The 22,680-nt window shown below is 57.3% G+C and carries 15 protein-coding genes; 6 read left to right on the plus strand and 9 right to left on the minus strand.

The annotated features are described in order from the left end of the window. Window position 1 precedes the first annotated feature (1 nt). The 5 genes from PLANPX_RS14150 (at window position 2) to PLANPX_RS14170 (ending at window position 7,716) form a co-directional block, all read left to right on the plus strand. Window positions 2-1,648, plus strand: coding sequence for an alpha/beta hydrolase family protein (locus PLANPX_RS14150; protein WP_152099361.1), 1,647 nt, complete (start codon window positions 2-4; stop codon window positions 1,646-1,648). 76 nt (window positions 1,649-1,724) lie between these two features. Then, a complete protein-coding gene (locus PLANPX_RS14155) occupies window positions 1,725-2,960 on the plus strand; it encodes a mandelate racemase/muconate lactonizing enzyme family protein (protein WP_152099362.1) in 1,236 nt (411 codons plus the stop codon). Between the two features lie 66 nt (window positions 2,961-3,026). Next, window positions 3,027-4,052, plus strand: a complete 1,026-nt coding sequence (locus tag PLANPX_RS14160) for a D-2-hydroxyacid dehydrogenase (RefSeq protein ID WP_152099363.1) — start codon at window positions 3,027-3,029, stop codon at window positions 4,050-4,052. Window positions 4,053-4,101: 49 nt separating this feature from the next. Then, complete coding sequence (locus PLANPX_RS14165) at window positions 4,102-5,301, plus strand: NAD(P)/FAD-dependent oxidoreductase (RefSeq protein ID WP_152099364.1); 1,200 nt, start codon at window positions 4,102-4,104, stop codon at window positions 5,299-5,301. Window positions 5,302-5,349: 48 nt separating this feature from the next. Next, window positions 5,350-7,716 (plus strand): sodium:solute symporter family transporter, encoded by a 2,367-nt coding sequence (locus PLANPX_RS14170; protein ID WP_152099365.1) that lies wholly within the window; start codon window positions 5,350-5,352, stop codon window positions 7,714-7,716. A 428-nt stretch (window positions 7,717-8,144) separates the two neighbouring features. On the opposite strand, the gene PLANPX_RS14175 is transcribed toward PLANPX_RS14170, so the two are convergent. Together PLANPX_RS14175 and PLANPX_RS14180 are read right to left on the minus strand one after the other, a co-directional pair. Then, window positions 8,145-8,624 carry a hypothetical protein gene (locus PLANPX_RS14175; protein WP_152099366.1) on the minus strand — a complete coding sequence of 160 codons (480 nt, stop codon included), beginning with the start codon at window positions 8,622-8,624 and terminating at the stop codon, window positions 8,145-8,147. Further along, a complete protein-coding gene (locus tag PLANPX_RS14180) occupies window positions 8,624-9,817 on the minus strand; it encodes a DNA polymerase Y family protein (protein ID WP_152099367.1) in 1,194 nt (397 codons plus the stop codon). Before PLANPX_RS14180 ends, PLANPX_RS14175 begins: the two co-directional genes overlap by 1 nt. 274 nt (window positions 9,818-10,091) lie before the next feature. On the opposite strand from PLANPX_RS14180, the gene PLANPX_RS14185 reads away from it, so the two are divergent. Further along, on the plus strand, window positions 10,092-10,442 hold the full coding sequence (locus tag PLANPX_RS14185; protein ID WP_152099368.1) for a hypothetical protein: 351 nt from the start codon (window positions 10,092-10,094) through the stop codon (window positions 10,440-10,442). On the opposite strand, the gene PLANPX_RS14190 is transcribed toward PLANPX_RS14185, so the two are convergent. The 7 genes from PLANPX_RS14190 to PLANPX_RS14220 form a co-directional block, all read right to left on the minus strand. After that, complete coding sequence (locus PLANPX_RS14190) at window positions 10,435-11,403, minus strand: S1/P1 nuclease (RefSeq protein WP_152099369.1); 969 nt, start codon at window positions 11,401-11,403, stop codon at window positions 10,435-10,437. The genes PLANPX_RS14185 and PLANPX_RS14190 overlap by 8 nt on opposite strands. A gap of 87 nt (window positions 11,404-11,490) precedes the next feature. Continuing rightward, window positions 11,491-11,895: an RrF2 family transcriptional regulator gene (locus tag PLANPX_RS14195; protein WP_152099370.1), complete on the minus strand. Its 405-nt coding sequence runs from the start codon at window positions 11,893-11,895 to the stop codon at window positions 11,491-11,493. A 53-nt stretch (window positions 11,896-11,948) separates the two neighbouring features. Further along, entirely contained in the window at window positions 11,949-12,272 is a 324-nt protein-coding gene (locus PLANPX_RS14200) for a hypothetical protein (RefSeq protein WP_152099371.1), read from the minus strand. A gap of 1 nt (window position 12,273) precedes the next feature. Beyond that, the gene (locus PLANPX_RS27380) at window positions 12,274-12,510 is read right to left on the minus strand and encodes a hypothetical protein (RefSeq protein ID WP_172992068.1); all 237 of its coding nucleotides are present in this window, start codon (window positions 12,508-12,510) and stop codon (window positions 12,274-12,276) included. Window positions 12,511-13,197: 687 nt separating this feature from the next. Continuing rightward, window positions 13,198-17,706 (minus strand): choice-of-anchor Q domain-containing protein, encoded by a 4,509-nt coding sequence (locus tag PLANPX_RS14210; protein WP_152099373.1) that lies wholly within the window; start codon window positions 17,704-17,706, stop codon window positions 13,198-13,200. A gap of 474 nt (window positions 17,707-18,180) precedes the next feature. After that, window positions 18,181-21,747, minus strand: coding sequence for a tetratricopeptide repeat protein (locus tag PLANPX_RS14215; RefSeq protein WP_152099374.1), 3,567 nt, complete (start codon window positions 21,745-21,747; stop codon window positions 18,181-18,183). Window positions 21,748-21,782: 35 nt separating this feature from the next. After that, the gene (locus PLANPX_RS14220; RefSeq protein ID WP_152099375.1) at window positions 21,783-22,592 is read right to left on the minus strand and encodes a hypothetical protein; all 810 of its coding nucleotides are present in this window, start codon (window positions 22,590-22,592) and stop codon (window positions 21,783-21,785) included. Between the last annotated feature and the right edge of the window lie 88 nt (window positions 22,593-22,680).

Genomic DNA, 22,680 nt, shown 5'->3' on the forward strand with positions numbered 1-22,680 from the left:
CATGAACGTCGTTCACCCAACCAAGCATCGGCGAGCCTTACGGCTAAAACTGCTGGCCGCAATCTCCATCGCGGCTGCGCTGTCATCGATGGCGAGCGGGGTGGAGTACCTCGCTGAAGAGCAGACGGCGAGTGCAGCGTCAGCTTCGACGGCGACCCCGTACTTGCTCTATCGGCCGGGTGCACCGGGCGATCATGCCAAGTCGCCTGTCGTCGTGGCGCTCTACGGCGCCGGCGGTTCGATGAACGCTTCGAACTTCGCCAGCGAAGAGTTTTCGGAAATTCGCCGCGAGTTGAGCCAAGCCGGCTACGTGACGATCGTGCCGGAACTGGGCCCGTCGCATTGGATGAATGACGACGCCATTGCGAGAGTTGATGACGTGCTAAATATGCTCTCTCGCGACGATTCACTCGATGCCCAGCGCGTCCATTTCCTCGGCAGCAGCATGGGGGGAGGTTCGGCACTCGCCTACGCGGTGCGTCGACCCGCCCGAGTCGCTTCAGTAATCAGTCACATGGGGATGACCGACTTCGCCGCATGGATTGCTGAGAACCCAGGATACTCTTCGACACTAGCGAAGGCCTACGGCGCTGCCTACCCGCAAGACGCCCAGGCGTACGATAGCCGCTCTGCCATTCGAAATGCTAAACGACTAGCTGACGTTCGAGTGCTGCTGATTCACGGCATGGACGACGAAAACGTCTTACCGAACCAGAGCATCGCTCTCTATCGTGCCATGATCGGTCGCGGCGGAGATTGCTCCCTCCGTCTGGTTAGGAACGCTGGCCACACGAACGGCTCCATCGCGTCGCTTGGTAAGAAGATCGTCGCATTTCTTGCTAACGAATTGCCGGAACAGCCAGTGATGGTCGATAGCTCTGGCCACGCTTGCGTGGAGACGACTACGACTCCTGGAGGAATCCAATACAAGGTCTTGCGACGAGACGACGCTGAGCCCGCGCCAGCGCTCATCGTCCTCTCCGGCGATGCGAACGAGTCGCTCGGCAACCCCTACTTTCTTCAGTGCGGGTTGGAGTTGCAGGCGCGAGATTACGCCTGCATTTCCCTGGATTTACCAAGTCACGGAAATGAGCGCGAAGGCAACGAACCGGAAGGCCTCGTAGGCTGGAGCGATCGAGTCGACGCAGGCAAACCTTTCGTGCAAGAATTCACCGAGAAGGTCAGCCAAGTGCTCGACGATCTTGTGGCTAAGCATATCGTCGACGTCGATCGTATCGCGATTTGCGGAACTTCACGCGGCGGCTTCCTGGCTTGCCATGCCGCCGCAGCCGATCCGCGCATCAAGGCCGTCGTCTGTATGGCGCCGGTTACTTCGCTGAACACCTTGAGTGAGTTCAAGAACATCGATCATCCCGAGCTAGCGGACCGCATTTCGCTCGCCTCGATCGCCCCGAAGCTCGCTGGTCGGCCGATCTGGATCGCCATCGGCGACCAGGACGAACGCGTCGGCGTCGACGACGCAATCGAGTTTTCACGCTGCTTAACCGCTGAGTCGCTCAAACAAGGCGTTCCCTCGCAAGCTGAGCTACACGTCGTACCGGAACCACGCGGTCATACGACGCCGCCGCGCGCTCCCGCACAGGCGGCCGACTGGATCGAGGAGATCTTGCGACAGCCCACTGATTAAACCAGCCGAATCGAACGCGTCCCGTGGGAATTTTTTGCACTCCTCGCACTCGCCAGAAAATACTTCTAGAAGCACGATGAAGATTGTTGACGTCAGAACGGTGCTTCTTACGGGGCCATGCACGAACGACCCGTTTCTCTCCGAAGCGAGGCAACGCCGTAGCGCTGCCTTCATCGAGGTCATCGTTGATAGCGGAATTGTTGGAATCGGAGAAACCTACGCCGGCTACTTTCTCCCCGAAGCCATTCCCAGCATCGTCGAATTCTTCAAGCCGATTCTCGTTGGCCAACCACTCCAAGCGGTTGATCAACTCTGGCAACGAATGTATCACTGCGGCAACTTCTGGTGCCGCGTTGGCTTGGGACTAAACGTCCTCAATGGGATCGAAGCTGCCCTCTGGGACGCCTTGGGAAAAGCGCAAGGCCTCCCAGTGCATGCGTTGCTCGGAGGAGCCAAGCACGACAGCTTGCCTTGCTATGCCACCGGCGGTCCAAGCAACGGCCCTCACGATCGCCTGCACGCGAAGATTGATTTCTACCTGTCGCTTGGCTTCAAAGGGATCAAGATCGGCGCCGGCTGGATTCTCCCCGACGGCTCCTATCAAATCCCTAACACGCCGGCAGCAGCAGCTGAGTTGGAAGCTGAAAAGCTCTATCGAATTCGCCAACGATACGGCAACGAGTTGGCGATCATGATCGACGGCCATATGGGCAACAGCCCCACGGCCACCTGGGACCTCGCGACCGCCGACGCCGTCATGGCGGCAGTACAGCCGTACAACCTGCTCTTCTTCGAAGAACCGCTCCACTACTGCAATCTCGAAGGCTACCGCGAGCTTTGCGATCGCAGCGCGGTTCCCATTGCCGCCGGCGAATGCCTGACAGGCGTCAGCGAATGGCAATCCTTCGTCGACAAATGCGACGTTGGACAGCCCGACGCCTCATTCACGGGCGGTCTCGGTGAGTTCCTGCGAGTTGCCAAGCTGCTAGAAGCGGCCGACAAGCAAATCGCCACGCACGCCTGGGGGGCGGGCGCGAGTTTGATGCAAAACATCCACTGCGGCTTCGCGGCCGCGAACTGCCTCATCCTCGAGGTCCCTCCAGCTTTCGGCCCGCTTCACCAGGAGCTCATCGGCGATTCGTTCCAGATGGTCGACGGTCGCGTCCTGACGCCACAAAGTCCAGGCCACGGGATTCAGCTGACTGATTCGATGAAACAAAAGTATTCCTTCGTACCCGGCAGCGGCGAATTCAATAGCGTCCCTGGTAAGGTCATGCTGGAAGAGCAGGGCAGCTTTTACGCCACACAGTAGCTCGCTGCTAAGCCATCGGCCCCCAGCGTCCATGAACTTTTACAACAAAGCAACATGCTCTAGACCGTGAACGAACGCCTGAAGATTCTTGTCGATGTTCCAGCGGATACCGCTGCGTTGGAACGATTGAAGCAGCGATTCTCCGTGGATCCTGTTATCGTCGACCCTATCGCGGAAGAGGAAGCGATCTGGCGATCGCCCGACTTGATCCAGGAGTGCCGAATTTGTTTCTGCACATTCCCGCCGACGAATCTGGCCGACATGCCGAACCTGCAGCTGGTGCAGATTGCCTCATCGGGCTACACGCAATTGGCGGGAATCGGGTTGGTTGAACGCGAAGTTCGCGCGTGCAACGCTCGCGGCGTCTTCGACACGGCGATCGCCGAGTGGAATATCGCCATGATGGTGGCTATGGCCAGACGCCTGCCCGAGATGCTCGCGAATCAACGACAAGCGATTTGGGATCGCTCTGCTCGGTTCCAAACCGAGTTGCGAGGATCAACCGTCGGGCTCTGGGGATACGGCGGAATTGGTCGGCAGACTGCACGCCTGTGCAAAGCACTCGGGCTTCGCGTCCATGTGCTCACCCGGTCTCCGGTTGTGAGTCGTGAGAACATCTACCGAGCGGCCGACTCCGGCGACGTCGATGGTTCGCTACCCGATCGCGTCTTCACCATGGATCAATGGCCGGAGTTCCTGCGTGACCTCAATTTCTTGATCTTGTGTATGCCGCTGAACGAGCAAACACGGGGCATCGTACAAGCTGAGCACCTGCAAACATTGCCGCGTCAAGCGTACTTACTGAACCCTGCGCGTGGCCCGCTCGTTGAGGAGCACGCCCTCATCGCAGCGTTGCGCGAACGCCGAATCGCCGGGGCGGCCCTCGACACTCACTACTACTATCCGATGCCCGCGGACCATCCTCTCTGGGGAATGGACAATGTAATCCTCACTCCGCACATCTCGGGTTCGAGCGAAAGTTCGTACTTTCTCGAACGGATCTGGGACTTGTTCTCGCAGAACGTCGAGCGCTTTCTCACGAACAAACCGCTCCTAAACGAATTAACTTCCCGCCAACTCTCTGGCGCTTAAGTTAGTAGCTCTGTTATGCAGCGCTGAAAGAGAAACACAAGAAGTAACCATGGCAGTATCGGAAGTAATCGTCATCGGAGGCGGCGTCCTCGGCCTAAGCACCGCCTACCAGCTCGCCCAGCGCGGCGTCTCTCGAATAACTCTCTTGGAGAAGGGCGCCATCGGCCACGGTTCCAGCATCCGCGCGGCTGGCATCGGGACGCACCTACTCTGGAGCGAGACCGGCGTCCGAACCCGGAAGCGCGCTTTCGAACTATACGAACAATTCTCCGCGGAATGGGATGACTACACATTTCACAGCGAACACGGGTGCTTGAATCTGTTCACGCAGAACGACTGGAGCGGCCGCGAGCCGTTGCTGCCGCTGTATGACCGCCTTGACGTTCCTTATGAAGTTCTTTCGGGCGATGAAATTCATCGCCGTTGGCCCGCCCTCACGCCTCCGAGCGATTTTGTCGGTCTGTACGATCCGCGCGGCGGCTACAGCGAACCAGACGAGTACGTCGCTGCACTCGTCGCTCGCGTAAGAGATCTCGGCGTACGCGTCATTGAAGGCGCGACGGTGCTGGGCTTCGAGAAAGCGGGCGATCGCGTAGCTGGCGTGAGAACTGCCGAGCAATCTTTCCACGCCGACGCCGTCGTCTCGACAGTGCACGCCTGGAGCTTGCCGCTGCTTAACGAGCTTGGCATCTCGCTGCCGATCAAACATTTCGTTCATCAACGCTACGTGACTGTTCCACAGCCGAATCCGCACATGGCCCCTCCGGTCAACGCCGACCCGTACTGCGGCTATGTCCGCCCTGCTGCGGGAAATCGCTTACTGATGGGCGTGGAAACGCCGCTGCGGGAGGAGCAACGGGTCAACCGGTTCGATTTTCGCATGAGCGATCTCGAAACACCGTCCAGTGTTCGAGAGGAGGGTCGGCAGAACTGTCAGCAGTTGGTGCCAGCGTTGCAGGATGCTCGCTGGGAGAGCGAGCAGGTCGGTCTCATCTGCTTCACCGTCGACGGCGAACCGGTGCTAGGCGAGGCGCCGGGTGCCGCCGGGCTGTTCATCGCGGCCGCATTCCACTCCGGCGGGTTCAGTTACAACTCCGTCGTCGGCGAACTCATGGCGGACTTAGTTGTGAAAGGCGAATCGTGGCTCGATCTCGCTCCGTTCTCTCCAAGCCGTTTCGATATGGAATCGACCTACGATTACTTGCTCAGTACGGTTCAGCAAGCGCAGGCCGTCAGGCGACGCCACTAAGCCTCATCGCACGATCACCCGAGACCCCAAACTCGAGAACTATCTACAGTGAGACTCCTTCTCCCATTCATGCTCGCAGCGGCTCTCCATGGCAATGGCGGGTTCGCACGCGCGCAAGACGCTCCGCCGACGGTGACGCCCTCCGCCGCAGCAGAGAAAACCCTGTCCGAGCTTTCCAAGCACCAGCAACCAGAAGTCGCCGTCGACGCCATAGCGCGACTCGCGAGCTTGGGCTACCGGAACGCGACGCAGCCTCTCCTTACGACGCTTCATCCAGAGGCATCGGGAACGCTAGCTGCCGTCGTAGCCAATCGTACGATCGCTCAATCCGACGATCACCTAGACGCTCGCGACGAAGCAATTCAGCACCTCATAGCCGTCGCAGTTAATGCTGCTTCGCCAGTCCGGCAAGCTGCGCTGGCGTCACTGACGGCGGTGAGCGGAAAACCGAGCGATCAACAGATCAAACAATTGCGCGATGGCTGTATTGACCCGGTCGGAGAGGCCTACATAGCTTTTATCTTTCCAGAAGTCGCAGACAAGCAAAAAATCGTACAGAGCATCAATCTTCTTAGTTCCCAGCAGAGTGACGATCGTACTAATGCCGCTTTCGCTCTTCAGCACAGCCGCAACGATCCAACATTTAATCTGTCGACCCACGATATCACCGCAGCTGAGCTCACTCCGGACGACAGCGTTGTTGCAGCCTATGCGACGCTACTTTTCGCCGACTCCGCTAACTTGAGCCAAGCGAAAAACGCCTTACTTAGTTTCGCTACAGGCGATGCTGTCGATCGCGCCATCGTCTGCGAAGGACTTGCCGAGCGTGGCAATCAGTCCGACCTGTCGGTGCTAAATCGATTCCTGCAAGACGAGAATCCCGCCGTGCAAGCCTCCGCAGCCACCGCGATGCTTCGCATCGATCGACGACAAGAACGTTCGTTCGGTTGGCTCGATTGGTCGGTGCTGGCAATCTACGCCGTCGCCATGCTCGTCGTGGGGTGGATGTTCTCTGGCGTCACGAGCGCAGAGGAATACTTACTTGGCGGCCGCGCGATGAAACCTTGGGCCGTCGGCGTCTCGCTCTTCGCCACGCTTATGAGCACGATGACTTACTTGGCTTTTCCCGGCGAGATGATTCGCCACGGTCCGCTTATTCTCAGCTCATTTTTCAGCTTTCCGCTGGTTTACTTGGTTGTCGGCCGCTTGATCATCCCCTTCATCATGCGGCTACGAGTGACGAGTGCCTATGAGATCCTCGAACAGCGATTTGGGCTGAGCGTCCGCATGCTCGGTTCGAGCATGTTCCTCATGCTTCGCCTGTTCTGGATGGCGACGATCGTCTACGCGACGGCCGACATCGTGCTCGTGCCGCTGCTCAACCTCGACTCCAGCGCCACGCCGCTGGTGTGTGCCGCGATGGCGATTCTCACGATCGCCTACACCTCGATGGGAGGGCTGCAGGCCGTCGTCGTCATCGACGTCATTCAGACGTTCATTATGCTCGCCGGAGCGCTGCTTTCGCTGGCGTTGATCTCGATCAAAATGGGCGGCGTTGGCGCTTGGATTCCGACGGAATGGCTGCCCGCCTGGGAGTCTCCCACCTTCTTCTCGCCCGACTCACGCATCTCCGTCGGAATGGCAATCGTTTCCACGTTCACTTGGTACATCTGCACTGCTTGCTCAGACCAGATGGCCATTCAACGGTATCTCGCGACGCGTGACGCCCCCTCCGCGCGAAAGATGTTCGGCGTCTCGCTAGTTTGCGATTTCGGCGTCGCCGTCATCCTATCGCTGCTTGGACTCGCGCTGCTGGCCTACTTCACCGCTCACCCGGAGATGCTGCCAGACAAGGCGACGATTTCGAGCAGTGCCGACGAGTTGCTGCCTCGGTTTATCGTTCGCGTCCTGCCCGCCGGCGTTGCGGGTTTGGTGGTAGCCGGCATTCTCTCGGCGGCGATGGATAGTCTCTCCTCAGGCTTAAACTCAGCCTGCTCAGTCATTAATGAAGACTGGATCAATCGCTTCTGGCCTGGCCCGCGGCGCAACGAACTGCGTCAAGTGAAGGCTATCTCTTGGATCGTTGGTATAGCAGTGATCGCCGTGAGTTTCATCACGGCCTACGTGCCCGGAAATCTAATGGAGCTTTGCTACAAGGTGATCAACCTGCTGGTGACTCCGCTGGCATCGCTCTTTCTCCTCGCGATGTTTGTGCGATGGGCCACAACGCTGGGTGCCTGGGCCGCTACCGCAACAAGCCTCGCGGTCGCAGTCGGTGTCGCGTTCTTCGAGATCGGCGGCCTTTCCTTTATCTGGATCATGCCCGCTTCGCTGCTAACTGGGATTGGCATGGGATGCGTCGCCAGCCTGCTGCCCGTGGGTGATCGGCCGCCATCGTTGGCAGGTGCGGACTAACAATCACTGCAAGATGTCATTGATTTGCACTATGCAATGATCGGATCAGCGCGTGCGCTTCGCTTTCGCGATCCTCTTATGCAGCCTTTCGTTCTAATCAGAAGCCTCGATGACGGCGTTATAACGATGGATCATCTCAAGCAATTTGCGCCGTAAATGGCTCATGCAGTTCTCCCGCCCGCCTCGGCGGCGGTTAGAATGGGCGTCATGGTAAGCCAAGCTATAACCCTGTTTCTGATCGTTCTTGCAGTATTCTGCTTTGCGTGCGTTCCCGCGGGACTCTTCGCCGCGTACAGAGTCTACTGGGAGGGGGCCACGTGGCCGATCCTAGTCGGAACAGCCTTCTGGGGACTCCTCGGAATTGGATGCGCGGTGGCAGTGTATCGTCGACTTCGCTGACGCTCGACCAGTCACCCGCGGAAGCCGCGTTAGATCACCTGCTCGACCAGCACGGGCTCGCGGTCGCGCTTGGTCATCATCTGGTAGTAATGCGTCGACGGCTGTGTGAGTACGAACACATGCGGCCGTTCTTGCTCGTCTCGCACGACGATGCCGCGGACTCCCTCGACGATCGCGAACCAGACGCCTCGCTCGAAACCGTAGTCGGCGGGGATGACGACCGGCTCAGGCTTTAGGTAGCGCCAGTTGTCCGCCCGCAATCCTTCCTCTTTGCAGTAACCGACGCGGAAGCATTTGCGGTTCTTCTCAAACGCCATGCCCCACTCGTAGATGACGAGTTGGCCGTCGTGGACCACCGGCAATTGCGGGCGCCGCTCGGCGAACATGAAGCGAGCCTCGAATCGCCCGCTATGATCGAGCGATCGGTCATGCAGTCGCCAGCCTAGCTCATGGCGCAGAATGAGCGGGTCGGTCAGCTTGTCTCGGAGGATGGCAACGCCGCTGCACATTAGAAGCACGTCTTTCCGTGGATGTCGGGAATATCGTAGGAGTTGGCCGGGTCGTCGTACACGTCGGTCAGCGGCAACGTCGAAGCGCTCCGCAGCGCGAACCGGCCGACGACGTCGTTGATGCTGCGCTTCACGAATTCGATGCGCTCATCCTTCACTGTCCGCCGTTCAAAGAGACTGCGTTGGCGATCGGTGAGCGGTCGCAGCCGGTCGGCAATGACGTGCATGTAGTGAACTGTCGCCGACGCTGGGCGCCAGACCCGCGGTAGGAGCCATAGTGCTGCGTCTCGCAAATCACCGGTGTCGGCGGTACTTCCAAGTAGGCTGCACCGAATCGCTCGCCCGGGGGCGCCCCTGAAGTCGAGCGACAGCGTCAGTTGGTCGCAGGTGACTTGATAGTAGAAGAGTGCTTCCACAACGCGCTCGACGTTGCGGACGACGAACGCCGCCACGCGGGCGGGGTCGCGGGTCGCGCGGCCAATCGAGCCGCCGCGGGCTATCCGCTGATGAGCGGCGCGGCTGATGAGAACGGGCAGCACCGGCTCGCCCCGCAGTTCGTACCAGAGCCGTTCTCCCACCACGGTCAGCAGTTTGCGAATCAGCCGGTTGTCGGCGGCGACGAACTCGTCGCAGGTGGTGATGCGATGGGCGGCGAGCTTGATCGCTGCCTTGCCGGCAATGCCGCAGACTTCGGTGACGGGGATGCCCGCTAGCAGTTCGCGACGCTCGTCGTCGGACGTGACGATGCGGACGCCGAACGGTTTACTGGAATCTGAGCAGAGTTTGGCCAGCGTCTTCGTCGGGGCGATGCCGACGCTCACCGGGACGCCAACGCGCTCCAGGATGGCGGCCTGCAGGCCGTGAGGGTCGATCACTTCGACTTCATAGAACGATTCGTCGATCGAGTAGAACTCAACCCGCGGGCTGACTTCTTTCACCAGTTCGAGCATCTTCCTGCTAAGGGCTTCGTACCAGCGAAAGTCACGCTTCACATAGACGGCGTCGGGGCAGAGCGTCACGCCTTCCCAGATCGGCGTTCCCGTCTTGATGCCGGCGGCCTTTGCCTCGTAACTCTTGGCGATGATGCAGGCGCCATGGTTGCCGATGACGCCGACCGGTACGCCGGTCAGATGAGGGAACCTCACCCGCTCCGCGGAGACGTAAAAGCAATCTGCATCGACGTGGCCTATCATGGCTCACCAATCTACCGACTGATGAACAAATAGCCACCATCGCAAAAACTACAGAATCTGGTGGCCAGTAGGGCGATGGCACACTACGCGGGGACATAAAACGAGAAGAATTGGTCCGCGCTCCTGGTTCGCCACGTCCCTAGCTGCTGAATCTTTCGACAAAGAGGGGTAAATATACTAAGCGCACCACATATGTGGGGATTGCTGCTCCGCACGGCGCTCGCCAAGCTACTCGCCCCTTCATTGAGTAGCAACAGGGTGCAAAATGAGAGACATGTTCTTTGTCGCAGAGATGCGACTCGCTGGCCCGGGGCAGCGGCTAGTTGTGAGCGCTAGAGACATCGGCAACATCGTCGTGCCGGTGTTCCTCGTCGATCCAGAGTTCTACGATGACTTTCTGGAGTCGGCCGAATACCTGCATGACTATCCCGCCGCGAATACTTGTTCGGAACTCTCACGGGAGTGCAATCGAGCTTTGTGGTATCCGAGCTACCGCACACGCTGGCGAATCGTCTACGCTCCAGGGCCGTTTGAGATCGACGTGGAAGTCGAGCTGATCTCGCCCCTCAGTGCCGTGCCGCCTTTGCCAGCGAGGCTGCCGAGCGGAAGAACCGCCGTCACCTAGTGCCCTCGCGCCAAATTGCCGCGAGCCGCTTGCCAGCAGCTACAGCGCGGAGTTGAGCCAGTTTGCCGGCCTGTTTAAGGTACGCTTCGGAGAAGTAGATTTCGGGAAGTTCGCCACCCTCTTCCATCGTCGCCTTCACGGGGCCGAGAACCTCGTGCGTGTAAGCGTGGTCGACGGCGGCGGAGCGACTTTCGGCCAGCCAGACGAGCGGCTCAAGCGGGTTCTCTGCCGCCATCGCCGCATTGCCGGCAACCGCGAACTCGGGCGCAGCAATTTCCTTCACACGGCGATCTAGAGTCCCTTCGCTATAACGACCGCCGAGCAGTCCATCCCACAGCGCGTGCATATTGTTCTTCTGCCGCGTCGGGATCGAGTTGGCGCCGCGGTCGCCTTCGGGGAACAAGCGAGCGGCGTAGAGGCTGCCCGCGTGGCATGGTTGGTGAGCATCGCCAACCAGATGGCCAAGCCAGCAAAGTGCAATCGCTCGATCGGCGGGTGGCGCCGCTTGGTCGTTGAAAATGCGCCGGCTCAGTTCGATCGCTTGAGCGATGTGGAGGTCCTGCGTCTCAAGAGTGGCGTCCGTCGGCAATTCACCTGGCGTCTTGGGAACCTGATACTCTGACGGCTCGCCAAGGGTTAGCGTGGCTCCGAGTTGGTAGTGCCAAGAGGGACGGTTGTACTCCGGCAGCTTCCGAGCGATGTCGGGCCAGTAGCCAGCTGTGCCGACGCGGAAACGATCGGCGTTCTTGATCTTCTCTGGCGGCGTGAAGTCTTCGGCGTATCGCGGGTGAGCGGCGAGGATCGCGAGAAGCTTCTGCTGCTCTTCGGGCGTCAGCTCATCGAACGCGAGCAGAGCGACTAAATGGTGCCCGGACTCTGACCAAGCGCCAGCACGCTGGGTTGCCATCAAAACGAAGACGGCGACAAACAAAGCGAGAAAGCTGCGAGCAGCGGAGCGCATGGCAAGTTCCACGGGGCGGGCATGATGGAAACGAAAACGCCGCTCAGTGTATAGCCAATCGTGAAGACGGGGTGAAGTAGGCGGCGTCTAGGCCGCCTTCGCCACCTTCAACTCTGCGAGCGTTATCGCCGCCAGCCGCTTCCGGGTATCGGCTGCAACGGCCGCCATCGCCTTCGAGACCGCGTTGACAGAAGCCGGCGCCATCCCAGTCAACTCCAATGGCGTGCCGTCGATCGGCCCGTCGATCGCCTCGACGATCTCCAGCAGCGTAATCTTCGACGCCGGCCGTGCGAGCTTGTAGCCGCCCGACACGCCGCGGACGCTTAGGAGAACCCGTTCGTTGACTAGCGTCCGCAGCAACTGCAGGACGTAGCGAGTGGGCAGGTTGGCCGCTTTGCAGATGCTCGTGTTCGAGACGACCGATCCGGCCGGTTGGGCGGCGATGTGCGACATCGCTGAAATAGCGTAGCTGCAGGTGTTGCCAAGCTTCATCTGTGGAGTTCCTGGGGTGGGATCTCCAGATTAGGCACATGGCGGGTGGGTGTTCAAGGAATTTCAGGTTCCGGGAGGCCCTCGAAGACTTCTGCCTCGGGGAAAAGTCGCTGGACCATTGCCTTCTTCGTTTTCCAATCGCCTTCCAGCGGAATATAGACGTAGCGAATCGGCTTGTCGCCAAGTAGTTCGCGGAAAGTATTCACCGACGGCGAGGCTTTGCCGAGGAGGTTAGGCGATTCGATAGCTGCAATAAACGCAGGCCCTGAGCTCATCGCCTCTCGCCGCTGCCTCACGATGCTCAACTGCCATAGAGGAAAGGCCGCGATGGCGACCAGGGCGAGTGCAAGGCGGAGGGTGAAGCGGGGGCGAGGCATTCTACAAGGTTGCCACTAATCCAAGGATCAATGCCAGCGCGGTGGTGACGAGCATCGCCGAGCGTAGCGAGAATTGATTTGTTCGCACTCGGAATGCAACAACACCCGGCAGCATCGCCATGATCGCCGCGAGCCAGTGCGGGATGTCGATCCAGTAAGATGAGTACACGTTGCTCGATTGCGAACCTAAGTGACTCGGCGACGCATTCTGCTTGCGGTACTCGTCGAGCGACTGCATACCCGCCAGTTTCGTCGACGATCCGCGCCACGTCGAATTAGTGCAACCAAACAGTTTGAAGGTGCGTCGTACCAGAAAGCTCCCTTCAATCGATCGCACCAGGTATGACGTCCCGTGCTGCGGCTCGAAGACAACGGCGTCGCAGACGGAATAGCTGCGGACCATCAGCCCAAGGAATGCAACCCCGAGTGAGAAACTAAGTGCGATGACGGTTGTTCGAATAAACCCAACCATCCCTCGATCGTATGCGACCACTCCGCCAATTGGTTAGTCGCAGGGAAACATCACGGGTAACGAGCGATTGAATCGACGCATCCGTGACCAGCGATTCTTCAGCGAGACCCTCGAACGGGTGCGCCGGTCTCCCCGAACATTGAGTTGCGAAACGGGAGGCGAGCAAACCCAGGCGGCGATGCTGGCGGATCCCGGAGCGTGGACGGCGCCGGCGGTGGAGTTCGACGGCGCGGCGGCTGTCGGCGATCAGTGAGGCAGGTCCCAACCGTTGGGACCTGAGCGAGTGGTAAGAATCGACGATTCCGCGCTGCGGATGTCAGCATGCTGAATCGGGGTTCGCGGAATCGCGAAATTGTACCACTCGAGTCTTTCGGGCCTGATCTTTGACAATTGAAAAAAGTAGCCCCGCCGCGGAAGTCGTGAGCCGCGGCGGGGCGTGAAGACAAGATTCGGTTAAGCGTAAAGCTCACCGACTGCGAGTTCGACGGCGCCGATATCGATGCCGTCGCCGAAACCGTAGACATTGTCCGCGGTGCGATCAAAGCCGCGTTGATCGAAATCGATTTCCCACAGGTCATCGATCGTATCGTCGCCAGCATCAACAGCAGCGCTGTCGTACATCAACGCATGGGTCAATGTTGGGCCGCCATTGTCGGCGAGTGGCATCAACTTAGCATCTAGAGCGGATATCGTACCGCGAATATTTCCCTTCAGATCCGAGAAGTAATCATCAGGATCGTACCCAATAAGATTGTACGAACTATCTGAGTCGATATCGCCATTGATGTGCACGTAAAGGTCGCTGTCTGATGTCCCGGCGTAGTTACCTGCGAGGATCGTGTTGTGTAGTATCGCTGTGGTGTATGAGCCCACCATCAACCCACCCGAATAGCCGCTCGTATCGGCCGAATTGTCTGTGATCGTCGAATTTATTATTGAAAGAGATGTTCCGCCGAACGCAGCAACACCTCCAAACCAATATCCCGTATTACCTGATATAGTGCTATTGAGAATGGATGCAGGCTCGGCGCTGAGAAGATAGATGCCGCCGCTGTCCGGCCCGCCGTTACTGCTAATCGTACTTCCGTAAACATTGAGTTCCGCTGCCAGAACCTTCACTCCTCCCACCAAGTCACCCTGGTTGTCATCAACTGTAGAGTTGATGATCGTCAGCACCCCGGTATCCACGAGCACCCCGCCTGTATCGGCGCCAGTGTTCCCTGAGACGCTCACTTCATCGAGTGTCAAATTTGAATCAGATGCGTAAATCCCTCCCGCGTCGTCTCCATTGCCGCCTGTGATGGTAATTCCACGCATAACCACCGTCGCGCCGTCAATAACAAATACGGAGCTGTTACCGAAAGCGTTAATAGTTACTGGCAAAACGTCGGAGGCGTAAATCGTAAGATCGCTCGTAACATCGAGACTTCCCAAGATAGAAGATAGCGCGATTTCGTCGTCATTCCACTCTATGAAGTCGAAAACAATAGTCTCTTTGCCAGCCAAATCTGCCGACAATGCGATCGCTTCTCGGAGCCTGAGAGAATCCGTCGTGGCTTTTAAGTTGACGGAGTTATTGCGATCATCATCGCTACGTACGATTAGCGTTGTACCAGTGCTGGCTTCGTAAGCGCCGATGTCGCGGTAACCTCCTCCCCCGTTCGGGTATGTGCCGTCCGGAAGATCGTACTTACCCGTGAAACCGAGTCCGCGCTGGTCGTAGGTTGTCGCATATGCATTACTTCCCTTGTCGATCGCCGGGCTGGTTGTCTTCAGGGCGTGCGTCTTCGTCTTACCGCCGTAGTCGCCGAGCGGCGCCAGTCCCGCGGTATTGGGACTGCTCAGTATGATGTTGCCGTTCGTGTTGCTCAGACCGCCGGCTCCCCCGCTGCCGATGAGGTTGTAGGTGCTGTTAGTTAAATCGACTGAGCCCAAGATATCCAGCTTGGTACTGGTCGAGTGAGCCGTGTTCTCAGAGACGATCGTGTTGTGGAGAACCGGGTCCGACGTGTTGTTGAGACGCTGGAGACCGCCGCTATCGTTGCCGATGTTGTAAGCGATCGTGGAGTTGACCAGACTGAAGGAAGCCAAGCTGTTCTGCAGGCGAATGCCGCCGCTATAGAACGCATGGTTTCCTGAGAACGTGCTGTTCGTGATCTCGATCGATGACGTGTTCGTGCTGTCAGCGGCAAGGCCGCCGCCGGCCGAATAGGTCGAGGTCGCAAGTCCAAGAGCAACGTTGTTGGAAATGGTGCTGCCGGTGATCTCCACTTCGCCGTCGTCGAGGCTGAGGTAGAGGCCACTACCGATCGCCGCATGATTGCCGTCGACGGTGCTGTTACGGAGGTAGAGCGAGGCGGTTCCCGTCAATCCGTTCTGGGTGAGAATGCCGCCGCCATAGCCTAAGGCGGTGGTGGTATTACCACTAACGACGACGCTCTCCAGCGTCAGCACGCCGTTGTTGAGAATACCGCCGCCAGTGGAGACGTTGCCGCCGCCCGTCACAGTGAGGCCGCTGATGGTTACTTCGGTGCCGGCGTTGATCGTAAATACGCGGCTTAGGCCGCCGGCATCAATAACCAACTTCTCCGCATCAGGCCCATTGATCGTCACGTCGTTCGACAGAACCAAGGCGCCGAGCGCGAGTTCTATAGTTCCAGTCAGCCCGCTGGCAAAGACAATCTCCGTGACGCCAACTGCCTCGGAAGCGATTGCGATCGCTTCGCGGAGGCTAAGTCGACCTAGGCGATAGTCGCCATCATCCTCATCCTCAAGAGTTGAGACGAGAATAGTTCCACTGGTTAAATCTCCAAACTCATCATTACCACCGTTGTAGGACCACCCCCCCGCTTCATCGCTGAAGCCGATCTGCCAAGCTAAGAAATCGAACTCATCGACGTCACCGTCTGCGTCCGCATCGCCGGTCGAAAGCGTAGCGCCGGTCGACGTGCCGAAGTATGTCATCCAAGTAAGAAAGTCATCCCTGTCGACATGCCCGTTGGTGTCATAATCTGCGGAAGGGATACTCCCCATTCCGCGACCGAACTGTTGTTTCCATATATCAAGATCGTTGCTGTCGACATCGCCATCGAAGTTGGCATCCCCTTGACTGTGAGTCGCACCCGTTGCGATGCCAAAACCTCGCTGCCAGATAAGAAAATCGGCGCCGTCAACGCGGCCATCGTTGTTGAAGTCGGCGTTATAGTCATCCGCGTCGATCGGCTGCTTCTCAAAAGCTCCGATGTCAATGACGGCCTCACCAATGCCGTCGCCGTTGAATATTCGTTCGTAGGGTGTCAACCGTTGATCGAAGTCGGGCGGATTGATGATATCTTCATCCCCGGAATCAATGGCTAAGCTACCTGTCCGTAGAGCATGGGTCTGAATTCTTGATCCGTCTGGTAAGAAAAATCCACCGTTTGCATCGAGTCGTTCGAGCGACGGGTCCTGACTTAAGATATTCCCGTTGCCTGAGAGGCTGGAGCCAACGTCGAACGTTTCGATAAGCGAGTACTCTGAATCTAACGCTTCGGCATAGCCGCCCGGGTAGTAGCGTGTTGATAAGTCTTCACGCACAACTTGACTCGTGTTCACTCTACGAAAGTCGTTGTCTCCTAACAACACATGATTGAGAGAAAGCCCCGCTGAAGCCTGGAGTCCAGCTCCGGTCATTTCAACCTTCCCCCAGCCTTCACCAGTCAAGATGTGGTTGTTAGCGATAGTGGAGTGGCGTATATCGAACGCATTGTCGATCCCGGACAAATAGATACCTGCGCCTTGTGAAATGAAAGCGTGTGGTAAGAGGTGCAGGTTTAAGCTATTTCGAAGCTCGGAGACAATCTGGTTGCCACTAAAAGTGCTTGAATCCACAACGGTGTCACCAACTAGATATGCGCCCGCCCCGAACGCTTCGAACTGCAACCACGAACTCACGCCAATAAAACCGATATCCCATTCGGCGACATTATTGCTGATGGTCGTGTACGAAACGTTGTACGCTCCTCCTACCGCGTAGATGCCGGCTCCCGTAACGATGCCCGTGTTGTCGGCAGACTGCGAATCAATCCCTTGGCCTGCAATTTTTAGCGAATTGCCATCAACTACGGTGCGGGTCACATTTAATTCGCCGGTGTCAATTGCGATACCGCCCCCTCTTAGAATTGGGGTGTGGCCGCTCTGCTGGTCTATGTCATCGGTAGCATATGACATATCGATAAAAGATGAATTTTTGCTGACGATACTGTCCGTGACCGTCAGATTGCCTCCTGAGTAGACTCCGGCTCCTGTGAGCGTTATGCCGACGAGTTCAACCCCACTCACGAGAGCAATTAGCTGGTTGTTGGTGACGATCGAGCTGCTAATAGTTAGTTCTGCACCGTACAGAACCGCAATTCCACCGCCGTAGAACTGCTCACCTGCGGCTAGTCCATTGGAGGCTAATCCGACTATCGCGTTGTTGGAGATGACGGACTCGTGCACTTCCAGGTCCTCTAAAGACCGTATAGCGCCTCCCTCAGCGCCTAGAGTTCCATCTACATCTCCACCGGTTAGCGTGACGCCCGCGATTGTGGCTAGAAATCGACTGCCGCCATTCCCATCGTCGATACTGAAGATGCGACTTCCGTTGCCGTTCTTTATTCCATCGACATCCGTCGCGCGTACGGTAAGGAGGTTGGCGCCGGGCCCGCTTACCTCGAGCTCATCAGTTATGTTTATCTGGCCTGTGGTGAGGGCAATCACTCGCGGTACATTAAATGATGCATCAAACTTAATTTCGTCCGCGCCACTATGTGCATTAGCTTGCCCGATCGCATACCGCAACGACCCTGACCCGCTGTCAAAATCGTTGCTTACCCAATAGGTAGTGAGGACGCGCCGTTCCTCAAGCTGTTCATGTCTCAGCTTTTTACCCCTTGATGAATTCGTCTCGCGCTTCGAGAGACGCCAACCAAGCTTCGCCATCGTTCGGACCCAAGAGCTAGGAAGTCTGCGCATTAGTAGCCTCTCATCCTGTGATTGCTGAAAGACGCAAGTTCCGCACGGTGCAAGAAGAAGGGCAACCGAAAAGCGCGAAGCTCAAACAGTTGCGCGGAAGCCACGGCGGTGTTTGTAGCTCAATCGTATGATCAAATCAACAAGTACTCAGACTTGTTGAGATACAAATCAGTGGCGTTAAGATCTCGCGATGGAAGAGTTTGTGTATCCTGTCCAGCTAGCCATTTAGGTGTCGATCGCGTCGACAGCAATGCAGACTTGACGACCTCCCACCGGATCGCCTCGAGACACGTGCCGACGGTCCAGGTGTCGATCGTCCGGTTGACCAGGCGGATTCCGACCTGCCAGCCGTCAGAGCCTCGTGGCGGCCGGTAGGTGATGACGTACGAGGGCGGTTTGTCCATGCGGATAGGCTAGGCGATAGATTCGCCGCGTGCGCTACTATAGGTGGCTTTTGAGCAAGTAGCCAATTAGTCCGTCGCAATCGCTGTATGCATCAGTGTCACAGTCGAAGAGTCGATGGAGGTTTTTTCGGATGGCTCGCAGGATGTATTTCCCCTCACCGATGGTGAGCACGCCTTCCAACATTGCCTTCGACATGCGATGCGCGGCATCGACACTCGGAGCTGCAGCATAAAGTAGGGGTAAGGCGTGAGCGGAAACCTTCGCTATGCCAAATCGATTGACTTCTGGCCGCCCACACCATGTGACAACTGACGGAAATGGCCAAGCTGAGTAGTCCCAATTCGCGATTTGTGCCGAAGCCAGTATCGCATCAGGTGTGAGACGCGCGTGGGTGTAGCGGCATCCGTTCAGTCGTGCAATGTTCTCGGTGAGCACAGCTGCGGACAGTTGCCCAAGATTCGCGAGGTTCTGCACCACAATCTCGGTCCACGTGCGTTCGACATTGAGCTCAATCCGACTGACCTCGGCAATTGTTAGGTCATCAGTCCACAACACAAGATTGAACTTCATTGCAGTGGCGATAGTCTGAGCAGCTCCAAACCCAAAAAACTCTGTAAGGTACTTTCGCTTGTGGGGTGAAAGGTCGGCGAGCGCCAGCCCGTTTTCTGCTTGCGAGTGTGAGGCCAACCATTGATAGAAGTCTCGAAATTCCGTATCTCTGGCATTGATTAACTCAGGGTCATATTCGTCGTAGCGGTATTGTTCTCCTACTTTGGACAGGAAGCCTTTTCCGAGAAATGTGCCATCTAACGCTTTGCGGCGAACTTGCTGCATTACGCCTAGATTCACAATGAGCGTAGGTGTGTGATTAAGAGACTTCCAGATTTGCGTCTGCCACAATGTTGCTATAGCGCTCTCGCACAGGACCAACTGAGACGACAAACCTGTCCTTAGGAGGGCTTGGTCATACTCCAACTCATTTCCCTGACAGCACCGAATGTCGATGTCACCCTGGGCGGCAAGATGCGATGTTGCGTCGAACGCGTCTACACCGCTCATTGCTGCGAAACTCGTCACCGATAGTGGGTTGTCCTTGTAGACTTTGTGCAACTGAGCTGTTACTGCGGCTCGGTGATCGAGTATCTGAAAGATCGGCGAGAAGTCAGGATCGCCATCTGCATTAACGGAACTAAAACGCTGAACTTGAGGGTCATCTGGAAATCGCTCCTGCCAGTTATCCATGATGTCTTTGTAGACATATTGGTACTTGCTGATAATCCGGAGGATGCGTCCGTGGTGGCGTTGCGTTCCACTTGTACGTAGCAGAAACTCGTCGCCGAGCGACTTGCCTAAAAGGTCTTGCGCTGTCGGATGACTGAGGTCCAGTTCGCGCCGGTTACGATCGACTAAAGAACTATCCTCGAGAATCCATGCAGCGATATCTCCGCTCGATACGTCCATGTACTCGACTGCGGCGCCAGGTTGTGCTGACTCGAATGACGGTAAGGAGTGTTCTTTGCCGGGTTCGCCACATGCCGTTAGAAACGCACGGTGGGCATCGGCGGAATCGTGGTTCTTTTGGAGTAGACGGTAGGCGTAATCCAGCGCTAGCTCGCTGTCGCCCCGTTCCCGCAGTAGTACGACGACCATCTTTCCGATCTCGGGCGTCGCTTCTTCCCAAGTCGGAAGCTCCTCGATGGGCAGCTTTGCCACTTCCGGACGATCGTGAATCGCGCCGATAAGTGCTTTTCTAAGCTTCACGAGCTTCGTGAAGTCATCGTTGTTGTTGAGAGCGATATAGGCGTCGAGTACTTCCAGTGCGCCGTCTATGTCGCTGTATTTCTCCCTATTGTAAACTTCCAAGTCGATCGCTTCCTCAAGGAATACCCCATCCTCGCGAAGCTTTGAGCAGAAGTTCAAGATCGCACCGACGCTGTCGCTGTGATACGCGGACTCTAGCAGCCACTCGATTTGATTGAGAGGGCTCTGGGGAGTGACGATTTGCGAGAAAGCCGCTACCGCCTCTGCGTGAAGTTTGCAGCCCCTGCAAGCGAGGGCTGCATCGATCCACGCCGTTTCATCATCTGTCGGTAAAAGTTGCGACACTGCAAGGCGTGCGTGGCTATCTGCTTCCTCGAAGTTTTTTGCCACCCCGTAACACGTTGCAATTAGGGCGTCGCGATGTGCTTGACTTAAGTCAGCGCGTGAGAGCGTGCGAATCTTGTCGATGACACCATCGACGCTACCCTGCTTACTTCGAAGCAGCCCAAGCAGTTTGATTGCATTGCTTAGCTCTCTCAAATCAACTTCAACGCCATCTTGCACGACGCCGCTCAGAAGCTCCGCCGCCACTTCACGGTCTTCGTGAGTATCGCGATCGGCGAGAAGAAATGATAGGAATACGCAGCTCTTCGGGTCGCTGCTGTGGAATGAGTTCGCTTGGAGAGCTTCAATCGCCTCATCGATTTCGCCAAGGTCACGAAGAAGCTGTGCGTACTGGCGGCCAATGTCCGTGGCAGCGGGCCATGCTCGGACCGCCTGCTTGTAGACGTGAGATGCTTCCTGCGCTTTCCCTAGTAGTCGAAGTGCACCGGCGTAATAAAAGTAAAATTGTCCTCTGTGCTGCCGACCTGGCTCGGCGACGATTTGCTCCGCTAAAGTCTCGAATCTACTGATCGCCGCTTCTAGGACCGACGTTTCCTCAGGAGATCGCACTAGGTGGTTTTCGTGCGCGACGTATATGCGATTGACCGCTACGACATTTTGAAGCACCTCAAAGCCCAGGCGGTTCGCTTCATCCTTAATGCCTTCGCTAGCGAGAAACAGAGCGAAGTCAAACTCCATGAGTCGGTGAGCGCGCCATGCTGTTGTGGCGAGTATGTTCACGTCGTATTTGACGGAGGGTGGCAGCCCGTTCCAGATGTCTTCGGTGCTGGTATCGGTGTCATCGAGACGAATTAATACGAGGTGAGCGAAAGGCGTGTCTGGGTGCTGCTCAAGAATTTCGCGAGCCCGACGCTCAGCTTCCTTGTCGTCGCCCGCGGAGAAATGAGCCGTCGCCACCAGGGCTTGCGCTTCGATATCGTCCGGCTGGTGAAGCAACGCTTCCTCGAAGTAAGCAAGTGCTCGGCCGAATTCCTCGATCCGGGTCTTGCATTGCCCCAAATTTGCGACAATTCGAAATCTCTGGCGCGGCGTCATGCTGGGCCAGTGGGGGGAATTTCGTAACTCGAGTAGTTTCTCGGTCGCAACTTCGAGGATGTTGCGTCTCATGTAGGATACGGCCTCCTCGATCAATGCTGTCACCCCGGCATCAGTGGCGGCTGTGATTGCAGATGGTTCCGTCTGGGGCGTAGTCGATGGATGCACCGAGCCGGCGATCAATTCCTCCAGTCCTTCTAAGCGGGTATCGACATCAAGTAGCCGCTTCTCGACGCGAGTCGTTATGACTGTGTCTTCGACAATTAGTCGCTTGAATTCATCGTCCTGTCGCACGCGAATCCAACCAGCGATTTGCGATTTCGCAGCATCGGCTCTCTCTTTCTGCTCCGCCTTGAGCATTCGCAAGAGGCTTGCCAGTGTGCTGATTCCTGGAATTGACATAGAGGGGTCTCAAAACGAATCTTGCGTAGGGGCTTTCACTTAGATTCGGTAGGCCAATCAACGTCCCTCACCGAAACAATGAACTTCGCATCCTTCGGAGCTTCCTTCACCCTGTACCAGCCTCCATCAAACTGATTGGGCGTGTACTCCAACTCCTGCGTTTCCCCCCGTTCAAGGCCGCCCGAAATGAGCTTGCTAAATTTCACCTCAGCCCACGGAACTGCGCGATTGGGTGATTTGACAGTGGCCGCGAAGTAAATTGCGGAGATCGGTTCATTGCTGTCGTTGCGCACCTTCACGTTGACGATGAGTTCGTCCCCGCCGAATTGCTGCGGCACTGTCCGAATGCTCGCACCGAGAATCTTGACCTTCGGTACTAATTCGGCAGTGCGGTCGTCGCGCTTGTCAATGTTACCGACGGTTCCACCGCCGCCGAGGCTCTTGGCCAAGCCTTCCTGAAATCCCTCCGCAGCTTTCTCGAACGCGGAGCGAATCTCCCACTTGAGATACTCGCGGCCGAGGAAGAACCCAACGATCAAGCAGAGCGCGCCGACTCCTGCAATTGGCGCCCATGCGGGCCATTGCTTGCGTTGAGTTGATTTCTCTTTGGGAGTCGTCGGGAAATCGAAATTGTGGTCAGCGACGGGGGCGGGCGTTGCGATCGGGTCGGGTGGCGGCGGAGGCGGCGCGCTGACTGCCAGTTGTTGTGGTAGTGAAGCGTCCGCCGGCAGGCCGCCGATCGTTAGCTGCTGGCCGCATCCGGGGCACTTAGCTCTCGTACCCGCGCGATTATCTGGCGCGTTGATTCCCTTGCCGCAACCCGGACAGACGACTCGGATGGCCATTCATACTCCCAAAGAAGAGCCTGCGATCTTGCAGTCGCCGTCTACTTTATTCGGCGGGCAATGCGAAGGCTAGCAACGTTGACAAAAA

Origin of the sequence: Lacipirellula parvula (genome assembly GCF_009177095.1) — a bacterium.
Classification (GTDB): domain Bacteria; phylum Planctomycetota; class Planctomycetia; order Pirellulales; family Lacipirellulaceae; genus Lacipirellula; species Lacipirellula parvula.

What these genes read in the sequence shown, in the direction of transcription:
- PLANPX_RS14150 (WP_152099361.1), top strand. Translation starts at nt 2, where the DNA reads ATGAACGTCGTTCACCCAACCAAGCATCGGCGAGCCTTACGGCTAAAA.
- PLANPX_RS14155 (WP_152099362.1), top strand. Translation starts at nt 1,725, where the DNA reads ATGAAGATTGTTGACGTCAGAACGGTGCTTCTTACGGGGCCATGCACG.
- PLANPX_RS14165 (WP_152099364.1), top strand. Translation starts at nt 4,102, where the DNA reads ATGGCAGTATCGGAAGTAATCGTCATCGGAGGCGGCGTCCTCGGCCTA.
- PLANPX_RS14175 (WP_152099366.1), bottom strand. Translation starts at nt 8,624, where the DNA reads ATGTGCAGCGGCGTTGCCATCCTCCGAGACAAGCTGACCGACCCGCTC.
- PLANPX_RS14180 (WP_152099367.1), bottom strand. Translation starts at nt 9,817, where the DNA reads ATGATAGGCCACGTCGATGCAGATTGCTTTTACGTCTCCGCGGAGCGG.
- PLANPX_RS14185 (WP_152099368.1), top strand. Translation starts at nt 10,092, where the DNA reads ATGTTCTTTGTCGCAGAGATGCGACTCGCTGGCCCGGGGCAGCGGCTA.
- PLANPX_RS14190 (WP_152099369.1), bottom strand. Translation starts at nt 11,403, where the DNA reads ATGCGCTCCGCTGCTCGCAGCTTTCTCGCTTTGTTTGTCGCCGTCTTC.
- PLANPX_RS14195 (WP_152099370.1), bottom strand. Translation starts at nt 11,895, where the DNA reads ATGAAGCTTGGCAACACCTGCAGCTACGCTATTTCAGCGATGTCGCAC.
- PLANPX_RS14200 (WP_152099371.1), bottom strand. Translation starts at nt 12,272, where the DNA reads ATGCCTCGCCCCCGCTTCACCCTCCGCCTTGCACTCGCCCTGGTCGCC.
- PLANPX_RS27380 (WP_172992068.1), bottom strand. Translation starts at nt 12,510, where the DNA reads ATGCAGTCGCTCGACGAGTACCGCAAGCAGAATGCGTCGCCGAGTCAC.
- PLANPX_RS14210 (WP_152099373.1), bottom strand. Translation starts at nt 17,706, where the DNA reads ATGGCGAAGCTTGGTTGGCGTCTCTCGAAGCGCGAGACGAATTCATCA.
- PLANPX_RS14215 (WP_152099374.1), bottom strand. Translation starts at nt 21,747, where the DNA reads ATGTCAATTCCAGGAATCAGCACACTGGCAAGCCTCTTGCGAATGCTC.
- PLANPX_RS14220 (WP_152099375.1), bottom strand. Translation starts at nt 22,592, where the DNA reads ATGGCCATCCGAGTCGTCTGTCCGGGTTGCGGCAAGGGAATCAACGCG.